The sequence below is a fragment of the Acidomonas methanolica genome (genome assembly GCF_004346035.1).
Classification (GTDB): Bacteria; Pseudomonadota; Alphaproteobacteria; order Acetobacterales; family Acetobacteraceae; genus Acidomonas; species Acidomonas methanolica.
On the sequence record NZ_SLZN01000022.1, the window covers coordinates 1 to 20,981 of the forward strand.

Sequence of the window (20,981 nt, forward strand, 5' to 3'; positions counted from 1 at the left end):
ACGTTCCCGGACCTCAGGCGAAAATCTCTGGCTCATCATGTTCATCATGGCTCCTTCTCACAGATAGGAGCCTCCGGGAAACCCGGGACGCTTCATGCCGCGCGCACGAGACCTTTTGGATCGTTAAGAAGATCAATGATGTCTCGATGCTGGAATCCTTCGATCATAACCCCATCAAGACATCCTATGAGTTGCTCTGGTCTGAAGTGCGCAACGATAACCGTTCCAACCTCACCATCCAGAACACACTGCGCCGCATTCTTGAGAACTATTTCAAAATTCTTGGCAATATGGACAAGGACAAGATTATCGAGAAGTTTGAAGGGCGTGAGAAGGTAATCTGCGCATCACTCTTTTCGTGGGTGAACGACGGTTCACACAGCACACATGACGATCTCTACGTCTCCACTGATGCCACCACGGTGGGCACCTATCTCGACGTATTTAAGCGTATTTTCGAAGAGACCGGGCACAAGCAGCATTATAACATGATGATGGGCACAGAATCTGTGCCGATCGCTTCTGTTTCGCCGATCGAAACTGCATCTCCAATCACGAACAGCGGACAAAATACGGCATGACCATTACACCAAATTATAGCCTATCTGGGTAAAGCGATTGCAGGCAGTCACCACCCAATCTTTTTACAATTGGCTCTTCCCAGAATGCTTAACCAACGATACAAGTCACACCACAAAGTAGAAGACAGCACGTCACATTCTTTTTGCTGTTTCAAAGAGTTAGAAAAGTTTCACTGCGGGTTGATGCAGGTTCGAGTCCCGCAGTTCGCACCAAAAACACATGGCTCGTCACGCCGGACTCAAGCCGCCTGAGCCCCAGCCTCACCCCTGGCTCGAAAGATCCACGGCGCCGATCCAGCCGTCTTCCGTGCCGAAAATCATGAAACCGCCTTGCGGCGTGAAGGCCAGGGCGCTGACCTTGCCGCGCCCCGACATGCAGATGGGCAGGACGCGTTCGGACCCGGTGTCGGCGAGCAGAATCGTTCCGTCATCATAGCCCGCAGCGATCATGTCGTGTCGGGGATGCGCGCAGACGCGGGAGCAGAACACCCCCGGCAGGCGGGCAAGTTCGGTGGGGGGCTTGCCCATCGGGCCGCCCCCGAAGAACGGCCACATCACCACCGCATCCGCGCCGGAGGTGGCCAACCATTTCCCGTTGCGGGTGAACGCCATGGACGCGACCTGACGCGGATAGCCGCTCATCCGCATGTTATGCCCGTCCGAAAGCCGCCAGCCATGCAACTCGTTCTCCTGCATGGCGGTGACGATGGCGTCGCCCGCCGGATGCAGCGCCATGCCGATATGGCTACCCTTCCATTCCAGCATCCGCACGGAATCGACCTTCGCCTGCACGAACCAGAGCGACACGCCGTTATAATGCGAGGCGGCGAAACGCTTGCCCTTCGCGTCGAACGCGATCGCGCTGACGGTGGAGGGATGCTCCAGCGTCTTGAGGGTCGTGGCACCGTGCGCATCGCGCAGTTCGACCTGCTTGCCGGTGGAAAAGGCGAGGGTCGACGGCGTGCTCGCCACATGATCCACCCAGCGCCGGCCCCTGAAAAGCTCCGTGACCGTTCCGTCCGCCTCGGTGCGGAGCAGGCGATTATCCTCCCCGCCGCTGAGAAAGCCCGACGCGCCGGTATCCGCGACCAGACTCAGCACCGCGCCGTGATGCGCGGCGACGACACGCCAGGCTTCGGGCGAGCGGATCGACTCGACCGCCACGAGCCAGATTTCGCCCTCGACCGTTCCCACCGCGAGGACAGTTCCGTCACGCGACGCGGCGGCGGCGGAAACCGCCCCCTCGACGCGGCGCTCCGCTCCTCTGGCGACGAGGAGTTCGTGCATCTCGCTCATTGCGCGCGGCACGCCTCGAATCCGCGCCGAAGCTGCGGACGATTGAGATTGCGCCCGATGAACACGATGCGCGACTGCCGTTTCTCGTCGGGCTTCCACGGGCCGATCGCGCCGCCATCCGCCATCATATGAACGGCCTGAAAGGCGAAGCGCTCGCTCTGCCCCTTGAAATCGAGAATCCCCTTGGTGCGCAGGATATCGGGGCCGAGTTCCTGCAACACCGCGCCGATCCATGACTGAAACAACGCTTCATCCAACGGCGTGTCCAGCGCGAAGGACAGGCTGAGAACGCCCTCCTCATGGCTGTGCGCCGTGTTTTCGAGAAAATCCGGCATGGTTTCGAGCGCGCGCTGAAGATCGAAACCGCCCTGATCCAGAATCGCGTCCAGGCCGACATTGCCCCGCGTGGCGCGGTGAATGCGGACGCCGGCATTGATCGCATGGATGCGCGCCTCGATCCGTTCCAGCTTCGCCTCGTCCACGAGATCGGTCTTGTTGAGCACGATCACATCGGCGAAGGCGATCTGATGGACGGCCTCGGGACTCTCATCGAGCGTTTCAAGCACGTTATAGGCGTCGACGACGGTGACGACGGCGTCCAGCCGCGCCTTCTCCCGCAAGTTTTCATCCACGAAGAAAGTCTGCGCGACGGGCGCCGGATCGGCGAGGCCGGTGGTCTCGACGATGATGCCGTCGAAACGGTTGCGACGGCGCAGGAGGCTGCCCAGGATGCGGATGAGATCGCCACGCACCGTGCAGCAGATGCAGCCGTTATTGGTCTCGAACACCTCCTCATCCGCGTCGATCACCAGATCGCCATCCACGCCCAGCTCGCCGAACTCGTTGACGAGCACGGCGTATTTGCGGCCGTGATCTGCCGAGAGAATGTGATTGAGCAGCGTCGTCTTGCCCGCGCCGAGAAAGCCGGTGAGCACCGTGACGGGCACCTTGGCTGAAGGATCGGAAATGGCGGTTTCGGACATGGAGGCTCCTCAGATCCGTGATGATGCGTCGTGCTGTGCATATAGGTCGGACGGACGTTCCGCGACAGGGGGCGCGGTCTCCGCCAGCCCGACGCCAAGGAGCAGGAAGGCCCAGCCGCCCAGCGGAAGATTCATGAAGTCGCTGCTGGACGCGATCGGCCATTCCTGCATCAGAACCGCGGCGAAGAGCCCGATGCGCCAGGCGTGAATGACGGCGGTCTCGCCGGGACGATGACGCGGCCAGAGCGCCGCCAGCCACGCGATCACCAGCGCGACGAACAGAAGCAGCCCCGGCCATCCGGCGTTGGTCGCCGCCTGAAGATAATGGTTGTGCGCGTGCTGGACGCAGATGGCCGCGCCGCCGCCGTCGGACGCCGCATCCAGCCAGGACAGACCATGGAAATAGGCCGAGCGGGCGCAACCGTGACGGAAGGCGTCATATCCCAGCCCGGTCAGGGGATTGTCATGAAAGATGACGATCGCGCGGGTGAAGACGGCCCCGTAGGCTGAGTGGCCGAAATGCGAGAGCTGCGCCTCCGCCAGCAACACGAGATGGCGGAAGCTGCCGGGCGAGAAGATTCGCGCCAGCATCACCAGCGCCGGAAGAGCGAGGGCGGCCAGCAGGGCGGCGGGCCGCATGGGGCGGAAGAAGAACGCGGACACGCCCAGCCCCAGCAGGAAGAGCGCGAAGGGCATGCGCTGCCCGGCCAGCACCATGATCCCGACGGCTCCGATCGTCATCCCGCCCATGGCGAGCAGCCGCGCCGATCGGCCGGCGATTGCCCCGTCCAGCGCGGCGGCGCCGAGCAGCAGCATGGGCAGCATCAGACGCGACAGCGGCGCGGCGGCGCGCGGGGCGGAGTACGGGCCGGTCAGCGTCCCGTCCGGAAAGCGCGGCACGCCGAAGAGATTATGCCCGGTCACGGCCTGAAGCAGCATCTGCGCGGCGATATAGAAGCCGCAGATACAGATCAGCCAGCGCATCGTCCGCCGCGCCGCCTCGTCGCGCAGGGTCCAGCCTTGCAGCGCCGCCGCGAAGAGCATGAAGCGCATGGCGAGCAGCGCCTGCACCAGCGCCGGGCCGCCGCCGATCCCCAGCGATCCGACCGGCAGCGAGCAGACAGCCTGCCAGAGCCACCAGACGAGCGCCAGGCGGAACCAGAGCGTCCGGCTCCAGCCCCAGTCCGACGACAGCGCGCTCCGGACCAGCAGCAACACGGCGAGGAGATCGATCCCGATCTCCGCCAGCATCCGCCCATGGGTCAGGACGAGCGGCATGGCGAAGGTGACGAAACGACCGATCCGGTCAAGGACAAGGCGGGCGGAAGGCATGGCCTCACCCAATGCGTCACGCCGCAGGCGAACGCAAGCGAGGAAACGACGGCACCCGAAGCGCGTTGCATGGGTGGAGCGGGCCGCCGGCCCTCAACAGAAGGTTTGACTGATGAACGGAATTCTCGCACGCGGCGCCACCCTCGCCGCTCTCGGCATGATCGCCGCAGCGCCCACTTTTACCCCCGCGGTCGCCAAGGACACGATGGGCACGCCGTCAGGCACGATCACGCTGACGGCGCAATCGGCCGATGTCGGCGTCGGCTACAGCTGGGGCGAGGGCGTGCTGCGCTATGACCATCACAGCTACAAGTTCAAGGTCAGCGGCGCGGACATCGCCGCACTGGGCTATTCCAAGGTCGTCTCCCACGGCACGGTCTACAACCTCAAACACCTGCATGATTTCGACGGCACCTACGGCGCGCTCGCCGGCGAGGCCACGCTGGACAAGGGACTGGGCGGCGCCGTGCTCTCCAACACCAACGGCGTGCGCCTGAAGATGGACAGCGCCGCGAAAGGCGCGCGCCTCGCCGCAGGCGCCCAGGGGCTGACCTTCACGCTGGAAAATTGACGCGCCCGCCCGGACAAGGTCACGCCCTGTCCGGGCGGCTCTTCCGCTTCATTCGCCCTGCCCAGACGACCCGCCGTCCTGGTTCTCCGCCGAGATTTCGGGGCGGGTCGCGGCGGTGATCCACCCATCGGTGAATCCCGCCCGGCGCAGTCCTGCCCGAAGATAGGGGCTGTGCTTCATCACCTTCCAGACGAAGCCGCTGCGCCAGTTCTCAATCATCAGCAGGATCGGCCCCTGATCGATCCCCAGCGCCTGATTGTCCGCCCAGATCCCGTTGCCGTCCTGCACGAAGGACGGGTTGAACGCATCCACGAAACCATACCGCGTATAGACCTTGGCGCCGTAGCGGCGACGCATCGCCTCCAGCGCGGGCAGCGCGATTTCCGGCGCGAAGGCGACGGACCCTCCCGCGGCGGTCGGGGCGATGGTGCCGTCATCCAGCACGTAGTCGCCTCCCGCGCCACGCGCGCTGTAGGCGAGGAAATGCCGCTTCCGCCCGTCCACGGTGCGCGTGGCGTCCCCCGGCCCGTCGCACGCGGTCAGCCCCCAGATTTCCGCGCCATAATCGCGCCAGTGATTCGGATTCTCCCTGGCGTAGTCGCGCTGGGCATAGACGGCCTCGCGGCTGTTCTGGAAATAATCGGTGTGATGGGCCCTGTTCCAGTCATCGTGAATGCTGCGGAAATCGACCCAGGATTCACTGTACTGATGGCCGAAAAGCGGGGCGAAGTTCAGCAGCGTATGGCCATGGAAACTCTTCCATTGCCCCTCATAGCTCGCCGTCCATTTCCGCCAGACGGAGGCCGGCAGCGGATGGGTCGGCGAACCGAGCGCCTGGAGATAGACGATCAGCCCCTCATTGTACCCCTTCCAGTCGGCGGGCAGGAACTGGCCGGGCGGCATCCAGCCCATCGCCATCCACGGCCCCCGCGCATGCATCCACGGCCAGTCCACACGACGGTAGAGCCGGTCCGCCAGACGCCGGATCTCACGCTCCCTCGGCGTGTCGGCCGTATAGAACGCCTGGGCGAAGAGCACGCCGCTCATCAGCAGCGCGGTGTCGATGCTGGAGAGTTCCGACCATTCCGCATAACGCAGGCCGGTCTTCGCATCGAGGAAATGATAGAAGAAGCCATGATAGCCGCTCGACCCCATCTTCGCGTCATTCTGCGGGGTGCGGGCGAGCGCGCGAAGGGTCATGAGCGTGCGGTCCGCGGCTTCGTCGCGGGTGATATACCCGCGCTTCACGCCGATGCCGTAGGCCGTCAGGCCGAATCCCACGCTCGCGATGCTGGCCGCGCTTCCGGGCGGGGCTGGAAAACGGTCGGGGATCAGTCCGGTGTGCGGATCGGCCGATTCCCAGAACCAGTCGAAGGTCCGGCGCTCCAGATCACTGGCGAAAGCGGCGTCCGACGGAGACGGCGAGCCGCCCCTGTCGGTCGCGGGGGACGCCGTCACAGGGGCACGGACCGCCGACGCACCCGCATGCGCCTGATGCGCCGGCAGCGACATGGCGAGCGCGGAAACGACGCCCGCGATCCGCGTTCGGAAGAACGACCCACGGCTGGGGGAAAGTCGGCGGAACGAAGGAGGGCGAACATGAATCCCAGTCATGGGGAGGCAGTAAACCAACTCGCCTCCCCCTTTTTGAACCTTAAATTCCTTAAAATGCTGTAAGTTATAGTGCGTTTCTCTCAATGACCCGCCGCAGCGCACCCGTCAGCCGCCCAAGATCCTCCGCGCCGATGGTGAGCGCCGGGGTGAGATACAGCACGTCCCGGAACGGTCGGACCCAGACACCCTCCGCCACCAGAGCCGCCTTCAGCCGGTCGAGATTCGGCGCGGGATCGAGTTGCACCACGCCGATGGCCCCCATCACCCGCACATCCGCGATCCCCGGACGACCCCGGCAGGGTTCCAGCTCCTCGCGCAACTGCGCCTCGATCCGGGCGACCTGCGCCAGGCGCGGCTCGCGTGCGAACAGATCGAGAGAGGCATTCGCGGCGGCGCAGGCCAGCGGATTCGCCATGAAGGTCGGGCCATGCATCAGGGCCTTCGCCGGATCGTCCGACAGGAACGCCTCGAAGACATGACGGCGCGCCACGGTGGCGGCGAGCGCCATGGTCCCGCCGGTCAGCGCCTTGGACAAGGTGACGATGTCCGGCACGATTCCGGCCTGTTCGCAGGCGAACATCGTGCCCGTGCGCCCGAATCCGGTGAAGATCTCGTCGAGAATCAGCAGCAGCCCGTGCCGGTCCGCCAGATCGCGAAGCGTGCGCAGCGTCGCGACATCATGGAACCGCATTCCCCCCGCCCCCTGGACGAGCGGCTCGACGATGATCGCCGCGAGTTCCGGCGCGTGGCGGGCCAGCAGGGCGTCGAGGGCGGCGGCGCGCTCGGGCGTCGTCGGCAGATCGGCCATGACCTGTTGCGGCAACGCGCCGGCGAAGAGAGCGTGCATCCCCTCCTCCGGATCGCAGACGGACATGGCGGCGAGCGTGTCGCCATGATACCCGCCGCGAAAGGCCAGCAGCTTCGTGCGGCCAAGCTCGCCACGATTGAGCCGGTACTGGATCGCCATCTTCATCGCCACCTCGACGGCGACGGACCCCGAATCGGTGAAGAAGACCCGCTCCAGATCGCCCGGCAGCATCGCGGCGAGGCGGCTGGCCAGAGCGAGCGCGGGCTCATGCACCAGCCCGCCGAACATCACATGCGGCATCGCGGCCAATTGCCGTTCGACGGCCGCGCGGATATCGGGATGGTTGTAGCCGTGACAGGCGGTCCACCACGAGGCGACGCCGTCGATCAGCCGCCGCCCATCGGCAAGCTCGATCACGCACCCCTCCGTCCGCACGGCGCGCAGGGGTGAGGCGGCGGTGTTCATCTGGGTGTAGGGCAGCCAGATATGCTCCCGGCCCGCTTCGGCGGCGTCACCCGACTTGATCTCATCCGTCATCGCCATCTCTCTCCGGTTGACCATAGGCCGCGCTTGCGGCAGGGACAGGCTCTCCATGACCCGCTTCGATCCATTTTTCCAGCACGCGCTGAACCGGCTGGAAGCGACGGGGCTGCGCCGCCGCCTTTCCCCCGTCCGCCGCACGCCCGGCGATCCGGCGCGGCTGACGCGCGGCGGGCGCGTGCTGCTCGACCTGTCCTCCAACGACTATCTCGGCCTGTCCGCCCATCCGCTCCTGCGCGAGCGGGCGGCGGAATGGGCCGGGCACTTCGGCGCGGGCGCGCGGGCCTCGCGCCTCGTGACGGGCACGTTCGATCTGCATGAGGCGATCGAGGCGAAGCTGGCGCGCTTCAAGGGCGCGGAAGCGGCACTGATCTTCCCCTCGGGCTGGCAGGCGAACGCCTCCGTGCTGCCCGCGCTCCTCGCCCTCTCGCGCGAGGTCACGGGGCATGACGCGCTCGTCTTCACCGACCGGCTGAACCATGCCAGCATGCATCACGGCTGCGCGGCGGCGGGCGTGCGGCAGATCCGCTACAGGCACAACGATCTCACCCATCTGGCGACGCTGCTGGAGGCGCGGGCGGACACGCCGGGGCTGCGCTTCATCCTCGCCGAAACGGTGTTCTCCATGGACGGCGACCGGGCGGATGTCGCCGGGCTCCGCACGCTGGCCGATCGTCACGAGGCGTTCCTCTATCTGGACGAAGCCCATGCGACCGGCGTGCTCGGGCCGCGCGGGGCCGGGCTGGCCGCCGGATCGGGGGTCGATCTCGCCATGGGCACGTTCAGCAAGGCTCTGGGCGCAATGGGGGCCTATGTCGCGGGCAGCCGCGTGCTGTGCGACTATCTGGTCAACCGCTGCTCCGGCTTCATCTACAGCACCGCCCCGTCCCCGGCCATGTTGGGAGCGATCGACGCGGCACTCGATCAGGTTCCCGGAATGGAGCACGAGCGCGAAACTCTGGCCGGGCATGGCGCGCGTCTGCGGGAGATCCTGCGGTCGGCGGGGCTGGATACCGGCGACAGCTCGACGCAGATCGTGCCGGTGATCCTCGGCGACACGCAAAGGGCGCTCGACGCGGCGCGGCGGCTGGAGGAGCGCGGCATCCTCGCCTTGCCGATCCGTCCGCCCACCGTGCCGCAGGGGACCGCGCGCCTGCGTCTGGCGCTCAACGCGGGGCTGGAGGACGCGCAGATCGAGGCCGTCGCGCAGGCCGTGGTGGAGGCCGCGCGATGAGGCGCGTCTTCGTCCATGGCTGGTCCTACGACGCCGGACTCTGGGACGGCGTGTGCCGGGCGCTGGGCGAGGCCGACTCGTGGCGCATCGATCTGGGCCAGACCGGCGCGCCGGTGCGGGACGCTCTGCCGCAGGAGCCCTATCTCGCCGTGACCCATTCGGCGGGAACGCTCTGGCTGCTGGAGCAGGATTTGCGGCACTGTGCGGGGATCGTCGCGGTCAACGGGTTCGCCCGGTTCACCGCCGGGGCGGATTTCCCGGTGGGCGTGCCGCCCCGCATGGTGCAGCGGATGAGGCGGCGGCTGGAAACGGAGGCCGCAGAGGTGGTCGCGACGTTCCGGCGGGAGATCGGCGGCGCTCCGCCCGCCGCGCCGCTCTCCGGCGCGAGGCTGGATGAGGGGTTGCAGCGGCTGCTCGCTTCTGACGGGCGCGCGGCGGCGCATTCCATGGGCGCGCGGCTGATCTGGCTCGCGGGCACGGAGGACCGGCTGGTCACGCCCGCCATGGCCCGCGCGGGCTTCGGTCCTCTGGCGCGGGAGAATCGCTGCGCGGGCGGCCATCTCCTGCCGCTGGACGCGCCGGAGACCGTCGCGGCGCTGCTGCGCAAGGCGGAAGGACACATCGGACGATGACGCTCTCCAGCATCGCCGGGGCGTTCGACGCCGCCGAGGCGTATGAGTCCGAGGCGCGGGTGCAGGCGCAGAGCGCGGCGCTTCTGGCCGCCCAGATCGCCCGCGCCTTCGCCGACACCCCGCCGCGCCGGATTCTGGAATTCGGCTGCGGCACGGGGATGCTGACGGCGCGGCTGCGCGCCCTGTTTCCCGATGCCGAGATTCTGGCGACGGACATCTCCCCCCGCATGCTGGACCGCGCATCCCGACGGCTGGCGGGGACGAATGTGCGGTTCGCACTGCTGGATGCCGGAAACCCGGAGATGGGCGGGCGCTACGATCTCGTCTGCTCGAATTTCTGCCTGCAATGGATCGCCGCGCGCGCCGACGCCTTGCGGCGCCTTTCGACGCTGCTCGAACCCGGCGGGAGGCTGATGGTGACGACGCTGGCCGAAGGCAGTTTCCGCGAATGGCGGGCGGCCTGCGCCGCCGCCGGGACACGCTGCGTGTTCCACGCCTATCCGTCGGTCCCGGCCTTGCAGCGCGACTGGCCGAGCGGCGGAAGCGGCGGCTGGGAGAGCGTGACGCTGACCGACAGGCCGGGTTCGGCATTTGAGTTCCTGCGCGGGTTGAAGCGGATCGGCGCCGCCCTGCCCGCCGAGGGCGCGCGGCCTGATCCGTCAGGATTGCGACACGCCATGGCGGCCTTCGACCGGCGCGGCGAAGGCGTGAGCTATGAGGTGGCGTTCGGCGCCTTCCGCCGCGCGAATACGCCGCGCGGCGTGTTCGTCACCGGCACGGATACCGGAGTGGGCAAGACCCTCGCCAGCGCCGTGCTGACACGCGCCTGGGGCGCGCACTACTGGAAGCCGCTGCAAAGCGGGCTGGCGGACGAACCCGGCGACACTCCCACCGTCGCGGCGCTGACCGGATGCCCGGCTCCGCTCCCGGCCTATGCATTTTCCGCCTCGCTCTCTCCTCTGGCGGCGGCGGAAGCCGAAGGCGTGACGATCGACCCGTCGCGGCTGGCTTTGCCCGAGGTTGGAGACGCGCCGGTGGTGGTCGAGGGTGCCGGCGGTCTCATGGTGCCGGTGACGGCGGAGATGATGATGATCGACCTCGCCGCGCTCTACGGCATGCCGGTAATCCTGGTCGCGCGGAGCGGGCTCGGGACGATCAACCACACGCTGCTGAGCCTCGAAGCCCTCCGGCGGCGGGGGATTCCCGTGGCGGGGGTGATCCTCAACGGCCCCGCCAATCCCGGCAACCGCGCGGCGATCGAGCGGTTCGGCGCGGTGCGGGTGTTGGCCGAACTGCCCTGGCTGGAGCAAGTGGACGCGGCGGCGGTCGCATCCCTCGCCGAACGGATTCCGCCATATGACGAGGCGGTTCGCGCTGGTTCGGGGTGCGGGGGTTCTTCTTTTTCTGAAGAAGAATGGTTGGCTCGCATCTTCACGTCATCAGGCGATGCCTCATGACGATTTGCTCGCGAAGCAAAAAGACTTTGATCGTTTGGCTGCGGAGTTCTTCTGGGTAACTTCGCTGTCAGGTCGAAAGGTTTTTGGGGTCTTTCTTGAAAAGCCTTTCCAGCGGAGTCATCGCTTGAGGGCCTGAAGGCGCAGGGCGACGAGACGGGCGCGGGCCGGCCCGATATCGAAAATCTGTGCGCGTTCCCGCCCCCGCGCGGCGAGATCCTCGCGCAACTCGTCATTGCCGATGAGCGTGAGCAGCGCGGTTTCCAGCTCCCCCGGAGCGTCCGGCCGGGCGAAAAGCGCGGCGTCGCCCACGACTTCCGGCAATCCGCCCGAGGGTGACGCGATGACGGCGGCTCCACTGGCCATGGCTTCGAGCGCGGTGAGACCGAAAGGCTCCGGCCAGCGGCTGGGGACGACGACAATCGCCGCCTGCGCCATGGCTTCCAGCACCCGGGGATGCGGCTGATAGCCGAGATGGGCGATTCCGGCGATATCGGCCTGGGCCTCGACACGGTCGACGAAGGCGGTGCGCGGCGCGTCGATGCCGAAGCGGTCCGCGCCGATCAGCACCGCCTTCCAGCCCGACACATGGGACGCGATGGTGGTCCAGGCGCGCACGAACGCATCGACCCCCTTGTTGGCGACGACGCGCCCGACGAACAACACCACCGGCGCGCGGCGCGGCGCCGGGGTCGGCAGGGCGCCGAGATCCAGACAGTTCGGCATGACCTCGACCACGGCGGGGTCCAGATCCTCCAGGAAGCGGCGGCGCAGCCAGTCCGAGACGGTGATGACGCGCACCCGCTCCAGAAGGGCCTCGCGCTGACGGGGAGAGCTTGCGCCACGCATCTCCTGCGGATCGTTGTGCAGGATCAGTTGGGTCGGCGCGACGCGGGCCAGCGACGACGCGATGGCGGGCTTGTTGTGCACCTCGATCAGGTCGGGCCTGTACTGGCGGATCACCTTGCGCAAGCCGATCAGATAGCGAAAATTATCCGAGAAGACGCTCCAGAGCGGCGAGATGGGCGGCACGGGGACGAACGTTCCCCCGGGCAGGGGCGTCCCCTCGACCGGCGAGCCGACGACGAGATCGTCCGGGCCGGCCAGACGGTTGACGAGAAGGGAGATGGCCCCGGCGCGATCGGCCGCATAGCCTTCGCGCATGGGAAGAATGATCATGACACGCATGGAGGCTCAGTCGAAATCCGTCGGCAGTTCGGGGTGGGCGTGATGCTCGAACATCCGTGCGATCTGGCCCGGCAGCACGCGCCCGGTCGAGAGATCGGCGGGAATCGCGTCGCGGGCGAACCAGGCGACCTCCGACGTCTCGATACTGGGCCGGGCCGCGCCGCCGGTCAGCCGCGCCACGAAGAACAGTTTCGCACAGGCGAAGAAATCGGGAGCGTGACCCTGCTTCGCGCGGTCCCAGACCGCCGCCAGCTTGACGATCTCCCCTTCATAGCCGCTCTCCTCGCGCAATTCCCTCAGCGCGTTTCCGGCGGGGGTGTCGGTCACGTCGGCCCAGCCGCCGGGCAGCGTCCAGCGATCCGAATCCATGCGCTCACGCACCATCAGGAGGCGTCCCCCGGAATCGAACAGCGCCGTCCGCACGTCGATCTTGGGCGTCGCATAGCCGCTTTCCCGCGCGAACAGCGCCTCGATCCGCCGGGGCGACACATCGCCGTGCAGCGCGACCATGCGGGCGGCGAGATGACGGAGCTGCTCATAACGTTCGCGGTCATAGTCGTTGCTGCAATAGGTCAGCCCGGTCTGGGCGATGGCCTGCGCCTCGCGCGCGAGAAACAGCCATTCGGGATCGGCCATGTCGTCCCGCCTCCGCCACGGGCGGAGAAATCATAGGGCCAGACGGCGAAAAATGAAATCACGCGCTGTTCTCTTGAGTCGCGGCGGCGATTGCCCCAAATGACGCCGTTCGGGCCGCCCTCTTTCCTCCGTCGCGCCAACCGGGAGTTTCGCCATGAAGATCAATGGAACCGCCTATCGGAGCGTCTGGCGCGATCCCGCCGACAGTCGCCTCGTGCATATCTTCGACCAGACGAAACTCCCCTGGTCTCTCGACATTCTCGACCTGCGGGAAATGGAGCAGGTCGCCCACGCCATCCGCACCATGCAGGTGCGCGGCGCTCCCCTGATCGGGGCGGTGGCGGCCTACGGGCTGGCCTTCGCGCTCCAGTCCGACGCCGGCGACGAGGGGCTGGCCCGCGCGGCGGCGTATCTCGTGGAAACGCGCCCGACGGCGATCAATCTGCGCTGGGCGATCGAGCGGATGGCGGCGCGCCTCGCCCCGCTCGCCCCGGCGGCCCGCGTCGCCGCCGCCTATGAGGAGGCGGATGCGATCTGCGACGAGGACGTGCGCGTCAACGCTTCCATCGGCCGCCACGGGCTGGATCTGATCCGCACGCTCTGGGCCGAACGCGCCGAGGGGCAGGAACGGCTGAACATCCTGACCCATTGCAACGCCGGCTGGATCGCCACGGTCGATTGGGGCACCGCGCTTGCCCCCATCTACATGGCGCATGACAGCGGCATTCCCGTCCATGTCTGGGTGGACGAGACGCGCCCGCGCAATCAGGGCGCGCTGCTGACGGCCTGGGAACTCGGCGCGCATGGCGTGCCGCACACGCTGATCGCCGACAATGCGGGCGGCCATCTGATGCAGCATGGCGAGGTCGATCTCGTGATCGTCGGCACCGACCGCGTGACGCGCGGCGGCGACGTCGCAAACAAGATCGGCACCTATCTCAAGGCGCTCGCGGCGCGGGACAACGGCGTGCCGTTCTGGGTCGCCCTGCCCTCCTCAACCATCGACTGGCGCGTGACGGACGGCGTGCGCGACATCCCGATCGAGGAACGCGCCGCCGAGGAAGTGACTCATGTCAGCGGGCTGGACGAGCACGGCCGCCCCGCGCGCGTCCGGGTCACGCCCGCCGGAACGACCGGCGCCAATCCGGCCTTCGATGTGACGCCCGCGCGACTCGTCAGCGGACTGCTCACCGAGCGCGGCCCCTGCGAAGCGAGCGCCGAAGGGCTGCGCGCGCTTTTCCCCGATCTGGACACGACGCTCCTGCACGCCCGCTCTTGACCGCCGCGTGACGTTGGGCCGTGATGGGGCGGATGACTCCAGATGAGGGAAGCGGCATGAGGGGTGAAATGGGAATCGAGGCGTCTGTCCGGGTTTCCGCGCCCCTTCTCGCGGTTCTGGGTGTCGCGACCTTGTCCGGATGCGCGGAGACCCCGCACCCGCCCGCGCAGACCCCCACCACGCAATATGCGAACGGGACGCACGGGCCGGTCGGGTATGACTCGCATGTCCCGGATTTCGCCACGCGGAATTTCGAGCCCTTCAACCGTCAGGACGCCGTGGCGATCGCGCTGCGGGAATGGCGGATGTTCGGCAACCCGGTGGCCGACGACGATCCCGAGGACCGGCCCGACGCGTCCTCGCCCGCCCTCAAGCCGGAACGTATTCCGGGCCTCTGGCAGCGCGTCGGCGAATATTGGTGGATCGGGCAGGATCCCTATGAGACCGAAGTGTCCTGGACCGGCAAGCAGGACGGGAACGGCCAGCGTTTTCCCGCCGAGCATGACGGGCATTACGCGTGGTCGGCGGCGTTCATTTCCTATGTCATGCGAATCGCCGGGGCGAATGACCGTTTTCCCTATTCGCCCAACCACTCGACCTATATCAACGCCGCCGCCTCCGGCCAGGCGACGGGGCTGCGGGCGCAGGACCCGAAGACCTACATCCCGCAACTGGGCGATATCCTCTGCGTCGGACGCGGCCGGAGCCGGAGCATTACTTTTTCGATGCTGCCGACGTCCTACGGTTTCCCGTCCCATTGCGGCATCGTCGTGGCTGTCAACCAGAACGCGCCGCCTTTCGGGCATGAGATCAGCATCGTCGGCGGCAATGTGGACGACGCGGTCGCTCTGACCCATGTGCCGACGGATGCGAAGGGCGCGCTGGCCGACGCGTCCGGCCAGTTCTACGACAGCCGCTATCCCTGGCTGACGGTGCTTCAGGTGCTGTACGACGCGGATCGCGAGCCGGATAGCGGCTGGTAGGCGGCGGCCCGCACCGCCTCTCTATCCTTTCCGCTGCGGGAGCCCTTCCGCCTGCCAGCCGCAGACCGTGCCGCGGCGGCCCGATTCATCCGGCGGTCCTTCGAAGCCGTCGACGATGTTGGTGACGTCTTCATAGCCGAGATAGGCGGCGAGATCGGTCGTCATCTGCGACCGCGCACCGGAGCGACAGAGAAAATAGACCGGCGTCGCCTTGTCCGGAACGGCCTGCATCAGGGCTTCGGCGAAGGCGGGAGCGGCGGCCGGCGACCATGTGAGCGTCACGGGAGCACGCCCGAGGCCGGACAGGTCCGGCAGGCCGATCTGCGCCCATTCCTCCGGCGTGCGCACGTCGATGAGGACGGCCCGCGGTTCGGCCTGCAACGCCTCCCAGGCCTCCCGCGCGGAAATTCGTCCCGTCATGCGTGTCATGCTCTTTTCTCCCGACCGATTTTTGTGGTCGAACGTTATTACCGAAGCTCGTCATCGTATAGGAGCGATCAGCATGACCCACTCTCCCGACGCCCCCCTCCCTGCGATCGCGGAATGGACCTCGCTTCTCGACGAACCCGCGAACGGCATGGTGGAGGCCATCGGCGGCACGCCGCTGATCCGTCTGCGCCGCGCCTCCGAGATCACCGGCTGCGACATCCTCGGCAAGGCGGAGTTCATGAATCCCGGCGGATCGGTGAAGGATCGCGCGGCGCTGGCGATCATCACCGACGCGGAGGAGCGCGGCGTGCTGCGACCCGGCGGCACCCCCGGCGGCACCATCGTGGAAGGCACGGCAGGGAATACCGGCATCGGGCTGACGCTGGTGGCCAATGCGCGGGGCTATCGCACCGTCATCGTGATGCCCGAGACCCAGAGCCGGGAAAAGATCGAGTTCCTGCGCATGATCGGCGCCGACCTGCGCCTCGTGCCCGCGAAACCCTTCCGCGATCCGGGCAATTACGTGCATGTGTCGCGCCGCCTCGCCGAGGAGACGGGCGGCGTCTGGGCGAACCAGTTCGACAACACCGCGAACCGCGAAGGCCATCGCCGTACCACCGCCGCCGAGATCTGGACCCAGACGAACGGCGAAATCGACGCCTTCACCTGCTCCTGCGGCACAGGCGGCACGCTCGCCGGCGTGGCGCTGGGGCTGGCCGAGTTGGCGGGCCGGGCCAACCGTCCCCGCCCGCGCATCGTGCTGGCCGATCCGGAGGGATCGGGACTCTATGGCTGGGTGAAGGAGAACGATCTCTCCGTCACGGGCAGCTCCATCACCGAAGGAATCGGCCAGTCGCGCGTCACCGGCAATCTCGAAGGCGTCCGGTTCGACGACGCCGAGCGTATCCCGGACGCCGAGGCGCTGGAGGAGATCTTCCATCTTCAGGCGCATGAGGGCCTGTCCGTCGGCGGCTCGGCGGGAATCAACATCGCCGCCGCGATCCGCGTGGCGCGCAAGCTCGGGCCGGGCCACCGGATCGTCACGATCCTGTGCGACGGCGGCGCGCGCTATCAGTCCAAGCTCTTCAATCCGGATTTCCTGCGCGCGCGCAACCTGCCCGTCCCGCCCTGGCTGGCATGAATTTGGCCATGCATGACGAGTTGCAACCAAGTGCAACATCCACTGGTCAAGGGTCCTAAAGGGGCCCATTGTTACAATCATGGAGACCATTCCTCATCTTCTGATCGTCGATGACGACAGGGAAATACGCGAGCTTCTCTCGCGCTTTCTCGAAAAGAACCATTTCCGCGTCACCTCGGCCCGGGACGGGCGCGAGGCGCGCCGGGCCTGGACGGCGGGGCATTACCAGCTCGTCGTGCTGGACATGATGCTGCCCGGCGAAAGCGGGCTGGATATCGCGCGGTGGCTGCGCAGCCAGGACAACGTGCCGATCATCATGCTGACCGCGATGAGCGATGAGACGGACCGTATCATCGGGCTCGAATTCGGCGCGGATGATTACGTCGCCAAGCCCTTCAACCCGCGCGAGCTGCTGGCCAGGATTCGGGCCGTGCTGCGCCGGACGGGCGAGGCGACGGAGAAACGGCAGGTGGCCGACATGCGGCTGATCCGTTTCGCGGGCTGGACACTAGAGCCGAACCGCAGGCGGCTGCTCAATCCGGAAGGAGTCGAGGTGCCGCTGACAGGCGGGGAATACGATCTGCTCGTGGCGCTGCTGGACCGGGCCAATCGCGTGCTGACGCGTGACATGCTGCTGGAGTTGCTGCGCGGACGGCAGGCGGGCCCATTCGACCGGGCGATCGACGTGGCCGTCAGCCGTCTGCGGCGCAAGCTGGACGACGACGGACGCAACGCGCAGGTCATCAAGACGGTGCGCGGCGGCGGCTACGTCCTGGCCACCGAGGTCGAGCGGGTCTGATCCATCGCCGATGGCCTGGCGTCTCTACCCCAACTCCCTGCGCGCCCGCACCGGCCTGCTGCTGATCGTCGGGCTGTGCATCGTTCAGGTGGCGGGACTGACGATCCATGCGCTGGACCACCTCGATATCGAACGGCGCATCACCTTGCGCGAGGACGAACATCACGCCTTCGCCATCTATCGCGCGCTCGCCGAACTGCCACCCGCGGCGCGCGCCGGGGCGATACGATCGCTCAACATCCCTTCCGGATTTTCCGTCACCGTGACGGACAAGCCGGACCACACGCTTCTCGGCCACGAAGTGCCTATGCCGGCCGTCCTTCCAAGGCTCTTCCGCGTCGCTCCGTTTGGCTCGTTCGGCGGCTCTACTCCAGGTGCGCGCCCTCCGGGCGGCAGGCCGCCGCCGATGGAAAGGCCGTTCCCCCCGCCGCCCTATCCGCGACGGAACATGGAGCCGTTACCGTCGATCCTGCACAACGCGATGCTGCCCCCGCGCCTCTACCCCGCGCGTCTGATCATCGGGCATAATCCGGCGTCACGGCATTGGGTGTTTTCGATCCTCACACCGGACGAAGCCGACTGGGTGATCGTGAAATACATCGCCCAACGTCCCAACCCGTTCGACTCACCAACCTTTCTCATCGCATTCGCGCTGATGACGCTGTGTGGCGGCGGGCTGATTCTGTGGGGCACCCAGAGGCTGATCGCCCCGTTGGGCACGCTGGTCAGTGCCGCGGACGCACTGGGCAAGGACGTCAACGCACCGCCCCTGCCGGAAGGCGGCCCGACGGAATTGCGCCGCGCCGCCCAGGCCTTCAACACCATGGCGGCGAATGTGCGACGGCTGATCAATGACCGCGTGCTGATGCTGACGGCCATCGGGCATGACCTGCGGACGCCGATCACGCGCCTGAAACTACGCTCCGAGTTCATCGAGGACGACGAGCTGCGCGACAAGTTCCTCGCCGATCTCGACGAGATGGAAGCGATGGTCGCGGCGATGCTGGAATTCGGACGGGACACGGCCAATCGGGAACCGAAGGTCCGGCTCGATCTCTCCGCCCTGCTCTCCACCGTCGCCGACGAGGCGGCGGAAAGCATGCCGCATCTGGCCGAACACATCACGCTGGATACGCCGGACCATCCCGTCCTCGTCGCCGCCCGCAGCCTTCCGCTCAAGCGCGCCCTGATGAATCTCGTCATCAACGCGCTGAAATATGGCGGCAGCGCTCATATCACTCTCCGCACACCGACAGACGACGCCATGACGACCATCGTGATCGAGGATGACGGGCCCGGCCTGCCGGACAAGGAACTCGAACGGATGTTTGAGCCGTTCGTGCGGGCGGAATCCAGCCGCAATCGCGAGACGGGCGGCACAGGCCTGGGACTGGCCATCGCCCGCTCGGTCCTGCGCGGCCATGGCGGCGACATCCGGCTGGCCAATCGTCCGTCCGGCGGCCTGCGCGCGGTCGTCACCCTGCCCACCTGACGGCCCGGGTCTCGTTTTCCAACGTCCCACGCCCCGCGTCAGAGCCCCGAAATTCAAACCGGATCACGATGACGGCGCCCCTCCTCTTGCCGCTCCCGTTCCGATCTGCGATCAGATGAGAGCCTTCCCATCCTGCGGGTGATCTCTGCCGTGTTCCTCTCCTTGTATCGCCGGATGATGGCGCTTGCGGCTGCTCGCCATGCGCGGCTCTGGCTTTTCGCCGTGGCCTTCGCCGAAGCCTCGTTCTTTCCCCTGCCGGTCGATCTGATGCTGGCGCCGATGGTTCTGGCGCGGCGCGACCGGGCCTGGGAACTCGCGGCGCTCTGCACGGCGGGAAGCGTCGCGGGCGCGCTGGCGGGATGGCTGCTGGGGGCATTCCTGCTCGCTCATGTCGCCCTGCCCATCGTACGCTTCTATCATGGCGAGGCGACGCTGACGCTGCTGCAACACCGTTTCGACGAATACGGAGTCGCCATCATCCTGCTGAAGGGTCTGACACCGATTCCCTTCAAGCTCGTGACCCTGGCCGCCGGCGCGGCGCATTTCGCCCTGCTGCCCTTTCTCGCCGCCTGCGTGGTGACGCGGGGCGCGCGCTTCTTCCTGCTGGCCGGACTGCTTCGGCATTTCGGCGCGCCGATTCAGACCTTCATCGAGGAACGGCTGACTCTCGTGCTGCTCGGCGTTTTCACGCTGATCATCCTGGGCGTTCTCGCCGTACGATACATCTGAGGAGCCCCCTCACTCTCGGGCTCCTTCCGCGCCCCGCTGACGGCCTCACCCCGTCGCCGCGCATCCCGCCACGAACTCTCCGATCCGCCGCACCGCCTCGTCGAGATGCGCGTCTGACGCGGCGAAGGAAAGGCGGACATGCGGGCTCAGCCCGAAGGCCGCCCCCGGCACTACGGCCACATGGGCTTCCTCCAGCAACGCCTCGCTGAAATCGAGGTCGGAGCCGATCGGCCGCCCCCCCGCGCTGACCTTGCCGACCAGACCCGCCAGGCCGGGATAGGCGTAGAACGCCCCGTCCGGCATGGCGCAAGCAAGGCCGGGCATGTCACGCAAGGCGGCGACCACACGGTCGCGCCTCGCCTGGTAGACGTCGCGCATCGCCGCGACCCGCTCGAACGGACTCCCCAGCGCCGCCGCCGCGCCCGCCTGCGCCAGCGTGCAGACGCCGGAGGTCGCGTTGCTCTGCACCTCCGTCATGGCGCGGATCAGGGGCAGCGGACCGCCCGCGAAACCGACGCGCCACCCCGTCATGGCATAGGCCTTCGCCATGCCGTTCAGCGTCAGGATACGATCCGCGAGATCGGGCGCAACGGCGGCAAGCGAGACATGGGGCCTGCCGCCGAAGGTCAGATGCTCGTAAATCTCGTCCGCCAGGACCCAAATCCGCGGCGCCTCCCGCAACACCTCTGCCAGCGCCTCAAGATCAGGCCGCTCCATGATCGCGCCGCTGGGGTTGTTGGGGAAATTCAGCACCAGCCATTTCGTGCGCGGCGTGATCGCGGCGCGCAGCACGTCCGGCCTGAGGCGGAAACCGTCCGCCTCTCGGCACGGCGCCTCCACCGGCACACCGCCCATCATCCGCGCGATCAGCGGATAGCTCACCCAATAGGGGGCGGGCACGACCACCTCGTCGCCCGGATCGAGCGTCGCCATGAAGGCGTTGAAGATGATCTGCTTGCCGCCATTGGCGACCAGGATCTGCTCCGGCGCGAAATCCAGCCCGTTCTGCGTGCGGAATTTCGCGATGACGGCGGCTTTCAGCGCGGGCTGACCGCCGACCGGCGGATAGCGCGTGTCGCCACGCTTTCCTGCCTCATAGGCCGCCTCCACCGCCTCGGGCGGCGACGGAAAATCCGGCTCGCCGAGCGCGAGCGAGATCACATCCGCTCCCGCCGCCTTCAGCGCCCGTGCCCGCTGCGCGATGGCGATGGTCGCGGGCTGCGGCAACCCTCTCAGCCGCGCGGCCACGGAGAAATCCAT

General features: G+C 67.1%; 20 protein-coding genes. 11 read left to right on the forward strand and 9 right to left on the reverse strand.

Features of this window, described 5'->3' with window-relative positions; all coding sequences use genetic code 11:
• A partial coding sequence (locus EDC31_RS13125) for an AAA family ATPase (RefSeq protein ID WP_243697807.1) occupies positions 1–581 on the forward strand: 581 nt, incomplete at its 5' end.
• Positions 582–842: 261 nt separating this feature from the next.
• Here EDC31_RS13125 and EDC31_RS13130 read toward each other — a convergent pair.
• The 3 genes from EDC31_RS13130 to EDC31_RS13140 are packed head-to-tail and all read right to left on the reverse strand — an operon-like array spanning position 843 to position 4,192.
• Positions 843–1,877, reverse strand: coding sequence for a WD40 repeat domain-containing protein (locus tag EDC31_RS13130; protein WP_042056631.1), 1,035 nt, complete (start codon positions 1,875–1,877; stop codon positions 843–845).
• Positions 1,874–2,860, reverse strand: a complete 987-nt coding sequence (locus EDC31_RS13135; RefSeq protein WP_042056633.1) for a CobW family GTP-binding protein — start codon at positions 2,858–2,860, stop codon at positions 1,874–1,876. The genes EDC31_RS13130 and EDC31_RS13135 overlap by 4 nt, the downstream gene beginning before the upstream one ends.
• Before the next feature lie 9 nt (positions 2,861–2,869).
• A complete protein-coding gene (locus EDC31_RS13140; protein ID WP_081797431.1) occupies positions 2,870–4,192 on the reverse strand; it encodes an O-antigen ligase family protein in 1,323 nt (440 codons plus the stop codon).
• 112 nt (positions 4,193–4,304) lie between these two features.
• On the opposite strand from EDC31_RS13140, the gene EDC31_RS13145 reads away from it, so the two are divergent.
• A complete protein-coding gene (locus EDC31_RS13145; RefSeq protein WP_239641559.1) occupies positions 4,305–4,763 on the forward strand; it encodes a hypothetical protein in 459 nt (152 codons plus the stop codon).
• Between the two features lie 48 nt (positions 4,764–4,811).
• Here the strand turns inward: EDC31_RS13145 and EDC31_RS13150 are convergent, their stop codons facing one another.
• On the reverse strand, positions 4,812–6,275 hold the full coding sequence (locus EDC31_RS13150; protein WP_081797432.1) for a glucoamylase family protein: 1,464 nt from the start codon (positions 6,273–6,275) through the stop codon (positions 4,812–4,814).
• A gap of 166 nt (positions 6,276–6,441) precedes the next feature.
• Positions 6,442–7,722: an adenosylmethionine--8-amino-7-oxononanoate transaminase gene (locus EDC31_RS13155; protein ID WP_042056676.1), complete on the reverse strand. Its 1,281-nt coding sequence runs from the start codon at positions 7,720–7,722 to the stop codon at positions 6,442–6,444.
• Between the two features lie 55 nt (positions 7,723–7,777).
• On the opposite strand from EDC31_RS13155, the gene EDC31_RS13160 reads away from it, so the two are divergent.
• From EDC31_RS13160 to bioD, 3 genes are read left to right on the forward strand one after another with little or no spacing between them, the layout of a single operon-like run.
• Positions 7,778–8,959: an aminotransferase class I/II-fold pyridoxal phosphate-dependent enzyme gene (locus EDC31_RS13160; protein ID WP_042056635.1), complete on the forward strand. Its 1,182-nt coding sequence runs from the start codon at positions 7,778–7,780 to the stop codon at positions 8,957–8,959.
• Positions 8,956–9,591 carry an alpha/beta fold hydrolase gene (locus tag EDC31_RS13165; protein ID WP_042056637.1) on the forward strand — a complete coding sequence of 212 codons (636 nt, stop codon included), beginning with the start codon at positions 8,956–8,958 and terminating at the stop codon, positions 9,589–9,591. The genes EDC31_RS13160 and EDC31_RS13165 overlap by 4 nt, the downstream gene beginning before the upstream one ends.
• A complete protein-coding gene (gene bioD / locus EDC31_RS13170) occupies positions 9,588–11,048 on the forward strand; it encodes a dethiobiotin synthase (RefSeq protein ID WP_081797434.1) in 1,461 nt (486 codons plus the stop codon). The genes EDC31_RS13165 and bioD overlap by 4 nt, the downstream gene beginning before the upstream one ends.
• Positions 11,049–11,165: 117 nt before the next feature.
• On the opposite strand, the gene EDC31_RS13175 is transcribed toward bioD, so the two are convergent.
• Positions 11,166–12,233 (reverse strand): glycosyltransferase family 4 protein, encoded by a 1,068-nt coding sequence (locus EDC31_RS13175; RefSeq protein WP_042056638.1) that lies wholly within the window; start codon positions 12,231–12,233, stop codon positions 11,166–11,168.
• 6 nt (positions 12,234–12,239) lie between these two features.
• Entirely contained in the window at positions 12,240–12,869 is a 630-nt protein-coding gene (locus EDC31_RS13180) for an NUDIX hydrolase (protein WP_042056639.1), read from the reverse strand.
• A 154-nt stretch (positions 12,870–13,023) separates the two neighbouring features.
• Between EDC31_RS13180 and mtnA the strand changes: the two genes are divergently transcribed.
• Positions 13,024–14,148: an S-methyl-5-thioribose-1-phosphate isomerase gene (mtnA, locus tag EDC31_RS13185; protein WP_042056641.1), complete on the forward strand. Its 1,125-nt coding sequence runs from the start codon at positions 13,024–13,026 to the stop codon at positions 14,146–14,148.
• A gap of 56 nt (positions 14,149–14,204) precedes the next feature.
• Positions 14,205–15,131: a DUF2272 domain-containing protein gene (locus tag EDC31_RS13190; RefSeq protein ID WP_239641560.1), complete on the forward strand. Its 927-nt coding sequence runs from the start codon at positions 14,205–14,207 to the stop codon at positions 15,129–15,131.
• Positions 15,132–15,152: 21 nt separating this feature from the next.
• On the opposite strand, the gene EDC31_RS13195 is transcribed toward EDC31_RS13190, so the two are convergent.
• Positions 15,153–15,560 (reverse strand): rhodanese-like domain-containing protein, encoded by a 408-nt coding sequence (locus EDC31_RS13195; RefSeq protein ID WP_081797435.1) that lies wholly within the window; start codon positions 15,558–15,560, stop codon positions 15,153–15,155.
• A gap of 148 nt (positions 15,561–15,708) precedes the next feature.
• Between EDC31_RS13195 and EDC31_RS13200 the strand changes: the two genes are divergently transcribed.
• The 4 genes from EDC31_RS13200 to EDC31_RS13215 all read left to right on the forward strand — a co-directional run bounded on the left by EDC31_RS13200 (position 15,709) and on the right by EDC31_RS13215 (position 19,721).
• Positions 15,709–16,701 carry a cysteine synthase A gene (locus EDC31_RS13200; protein ID WP_239641561.1) on the forward strand — a complete coding sequence of 331 codons (993 nt, stop codon included), beginning with the start codon at positions 15,709–15,711 and terminating at the stop codon, positions 16,699–16,701.
• Positions 16,702–16,780: 79 nt separating this feature from the next.
• On the forward strand, positions 16,781–17,500 hold the full coding sequence (locus EDC31_RS13205) for a response regulator (RefSeq protein WP_042056645.1): 720 nt from the start codon (positions 16,781–16,783) through the stop codon (positions 17,498–17,500).
• A 10-nt stretch (positions 17,501–17,510) separates the two neighbouring features.
• Positions 17,511–18,992 (forward strand): ATP-binding protein, encoded by a 1,482-nt coding sequence (locus EDC31_RS13210; protein ID WP_042056647.1) that lies wholly within the window; start codon positions 17,511–17,513, stop codon positions 18,990–18,992.
• Positions 18,993–19,142: 150 nt separating this feature from the next.
• Complete coding sequence (locus EDC31_RS13215; RefSeq protein WP_132127093.1) at positions 19,143–19,721, forward strand: YqaA family protein; 579 nt, start codon at positions 19,143–19,145, stop codon at positions 19,719–19,721.
• Positions 19,722–19,766: 45 nt separating this feature from the next.
• Here EDC31_RS13215 and EDC31_RS13220 read toward each other — a convergent pair whose 3' ends face one another.
• On the reverse strand, positions 19,767–20,981 hold the full coding sequence (locus EDC31_RS13220) for a pyridoxal phosphate-dependent aminotransferase (protein ID WP_042056649.1): 1,215 nt from the start codon (positions 20,979–20,981) through the stop codon (positions 19,767–19,769).

Excerpts from the sequence above, each read along its gene's own strand:
- EDC31_RS13155 (WP_042056676.1), bottom strand. The coding sequence starts at position 7,722 with ATGACGGATGAGATCAAGTCGGGTGACGCCGCCGAAGCGGGCCGGGAG.
- EDC31_RS13145 (WP_239641559.1), top strand. The coding sequence starts at position 4,305 with ATGAACGGAATTCTCGCACGCGGCGCCACCCTCGCCGCTCTCGGCATG.
- EDC31_RS13210 (WP_042056647.1), top strand. The coding sequence starts at position 17,511 with ATGGCCTGGCGTCTCTACCCCAACTCCCTGCGCGCCCGCACCGGCCTG.
- EDC31_RS13190 (WP_239641560.1), top strand. The coding sequence starts at position 14,205 with ATGAGGGGTGAAATGGGAATCGAGGCGTCTGTCCGGGTTTCCGCGCCC.
- EDC31_RS13195 (WP_081797435.1), bottom strand. The coding sequence starts at position 15,560 with ATGACACGCATGACGGGACGAATTTCCGCGCGGGAGGCCTGGGAGGCG.
- EDC31_RS13205 (WP_042056645.1), top strand. The coding sequence starts at position 16,781 with ATGGAGACCATTCCTCATCTTCTGATCGTCGATGACGACAGGGAAATA.
- EDC31_RS13160 (WP_042056635.1), top strand. The coding sequence starts at position 7,778 with ATGACCCGCTTCGATCCATTTTTCCAGCACGCGCTGAACCGGCTGGAA.
- EDC31_RS13200 (WP_239641561.1), top strand. The coding sequence starts at position 15,709 with ATGGTGGAGGCCATCGGCGGCACGCCGCTGATCCGTCTGCGCCGCGCC.
- mtnA (WP_042056641.1), top strand. The coding sequence starts at position 13,024 with ATGAAGATCAATGGAACCGCCTATCGGAGCGTCTGGCGCGATCCCGCC.
- EDC31_RS13130 (WP_042056631.1), bottom strand. The coding sequence starts at position 1,877 with ATGAGCGAGATGCACGAACTCCTCGTCGCCAGAGGAGCGGAGCGCCGC.
- EDC31_RS13180 (WP_042056639.1), bottom strand. The coding sequence starts at position 12,869 with ATGGCCGATCCCGAATGGCTGTTTCTCGCGCGCGAGGCGCAGGCCATC.
- bioD (WP_081797434.1), top strand. The coding sequence starts at position 9,588 with ATGACGCTCTCCAGCATCGCCGGGGCGTTCGACGCCGCCGAGGCGTAT.
- EDC31_RS13150 (WP_081797432.1), bottom strand. The coding sequence starts at position 6,275 with ATGTCGCTGCCGGCGCATCAGGCGCATGCGGGTGCGTCGGCGGTCCGT.
- EDC31_RS13175 (WP_042056638.1), bottom strand. The coding sequence starts at position 12,233 with ATGCGTGTCATGATCATTCTTCCCATGCGCGAAGGCTATGCGGCCGAT.
- EDC31_RS13135 (WP_042056633.1), bottom strand. The coding sequence starts at position 2,860 with ATGTCCGAAACCGCCATTTCCGATCCTTCAGCCAAGGTGCCCGTCACG.
- EDC31_RS13140 (WP_081797431.1), bottom strand. The coding sequence starts at position 4,192 with ATGCCTTCCGCCCGCCTTGTCCTTGACCGGATCGGTCGTTTCGTCACC.
- EDC31_RS13220 (WP_042056649.1), bottom strand. The coding sequence starts at position 20,981 with ATGGATTTCTCCGTGGCCGCGCGGCTGAGAGGGTTGCCGCAGCCCGCG.
- EDC31_RS13165 (WP_042056637.1), top strand. The coding sequence starts at position 8,956 with ATGAGGCGCGTCTTCGTCCATGGCTGGTCCTACGACGCCGGACTCTGG.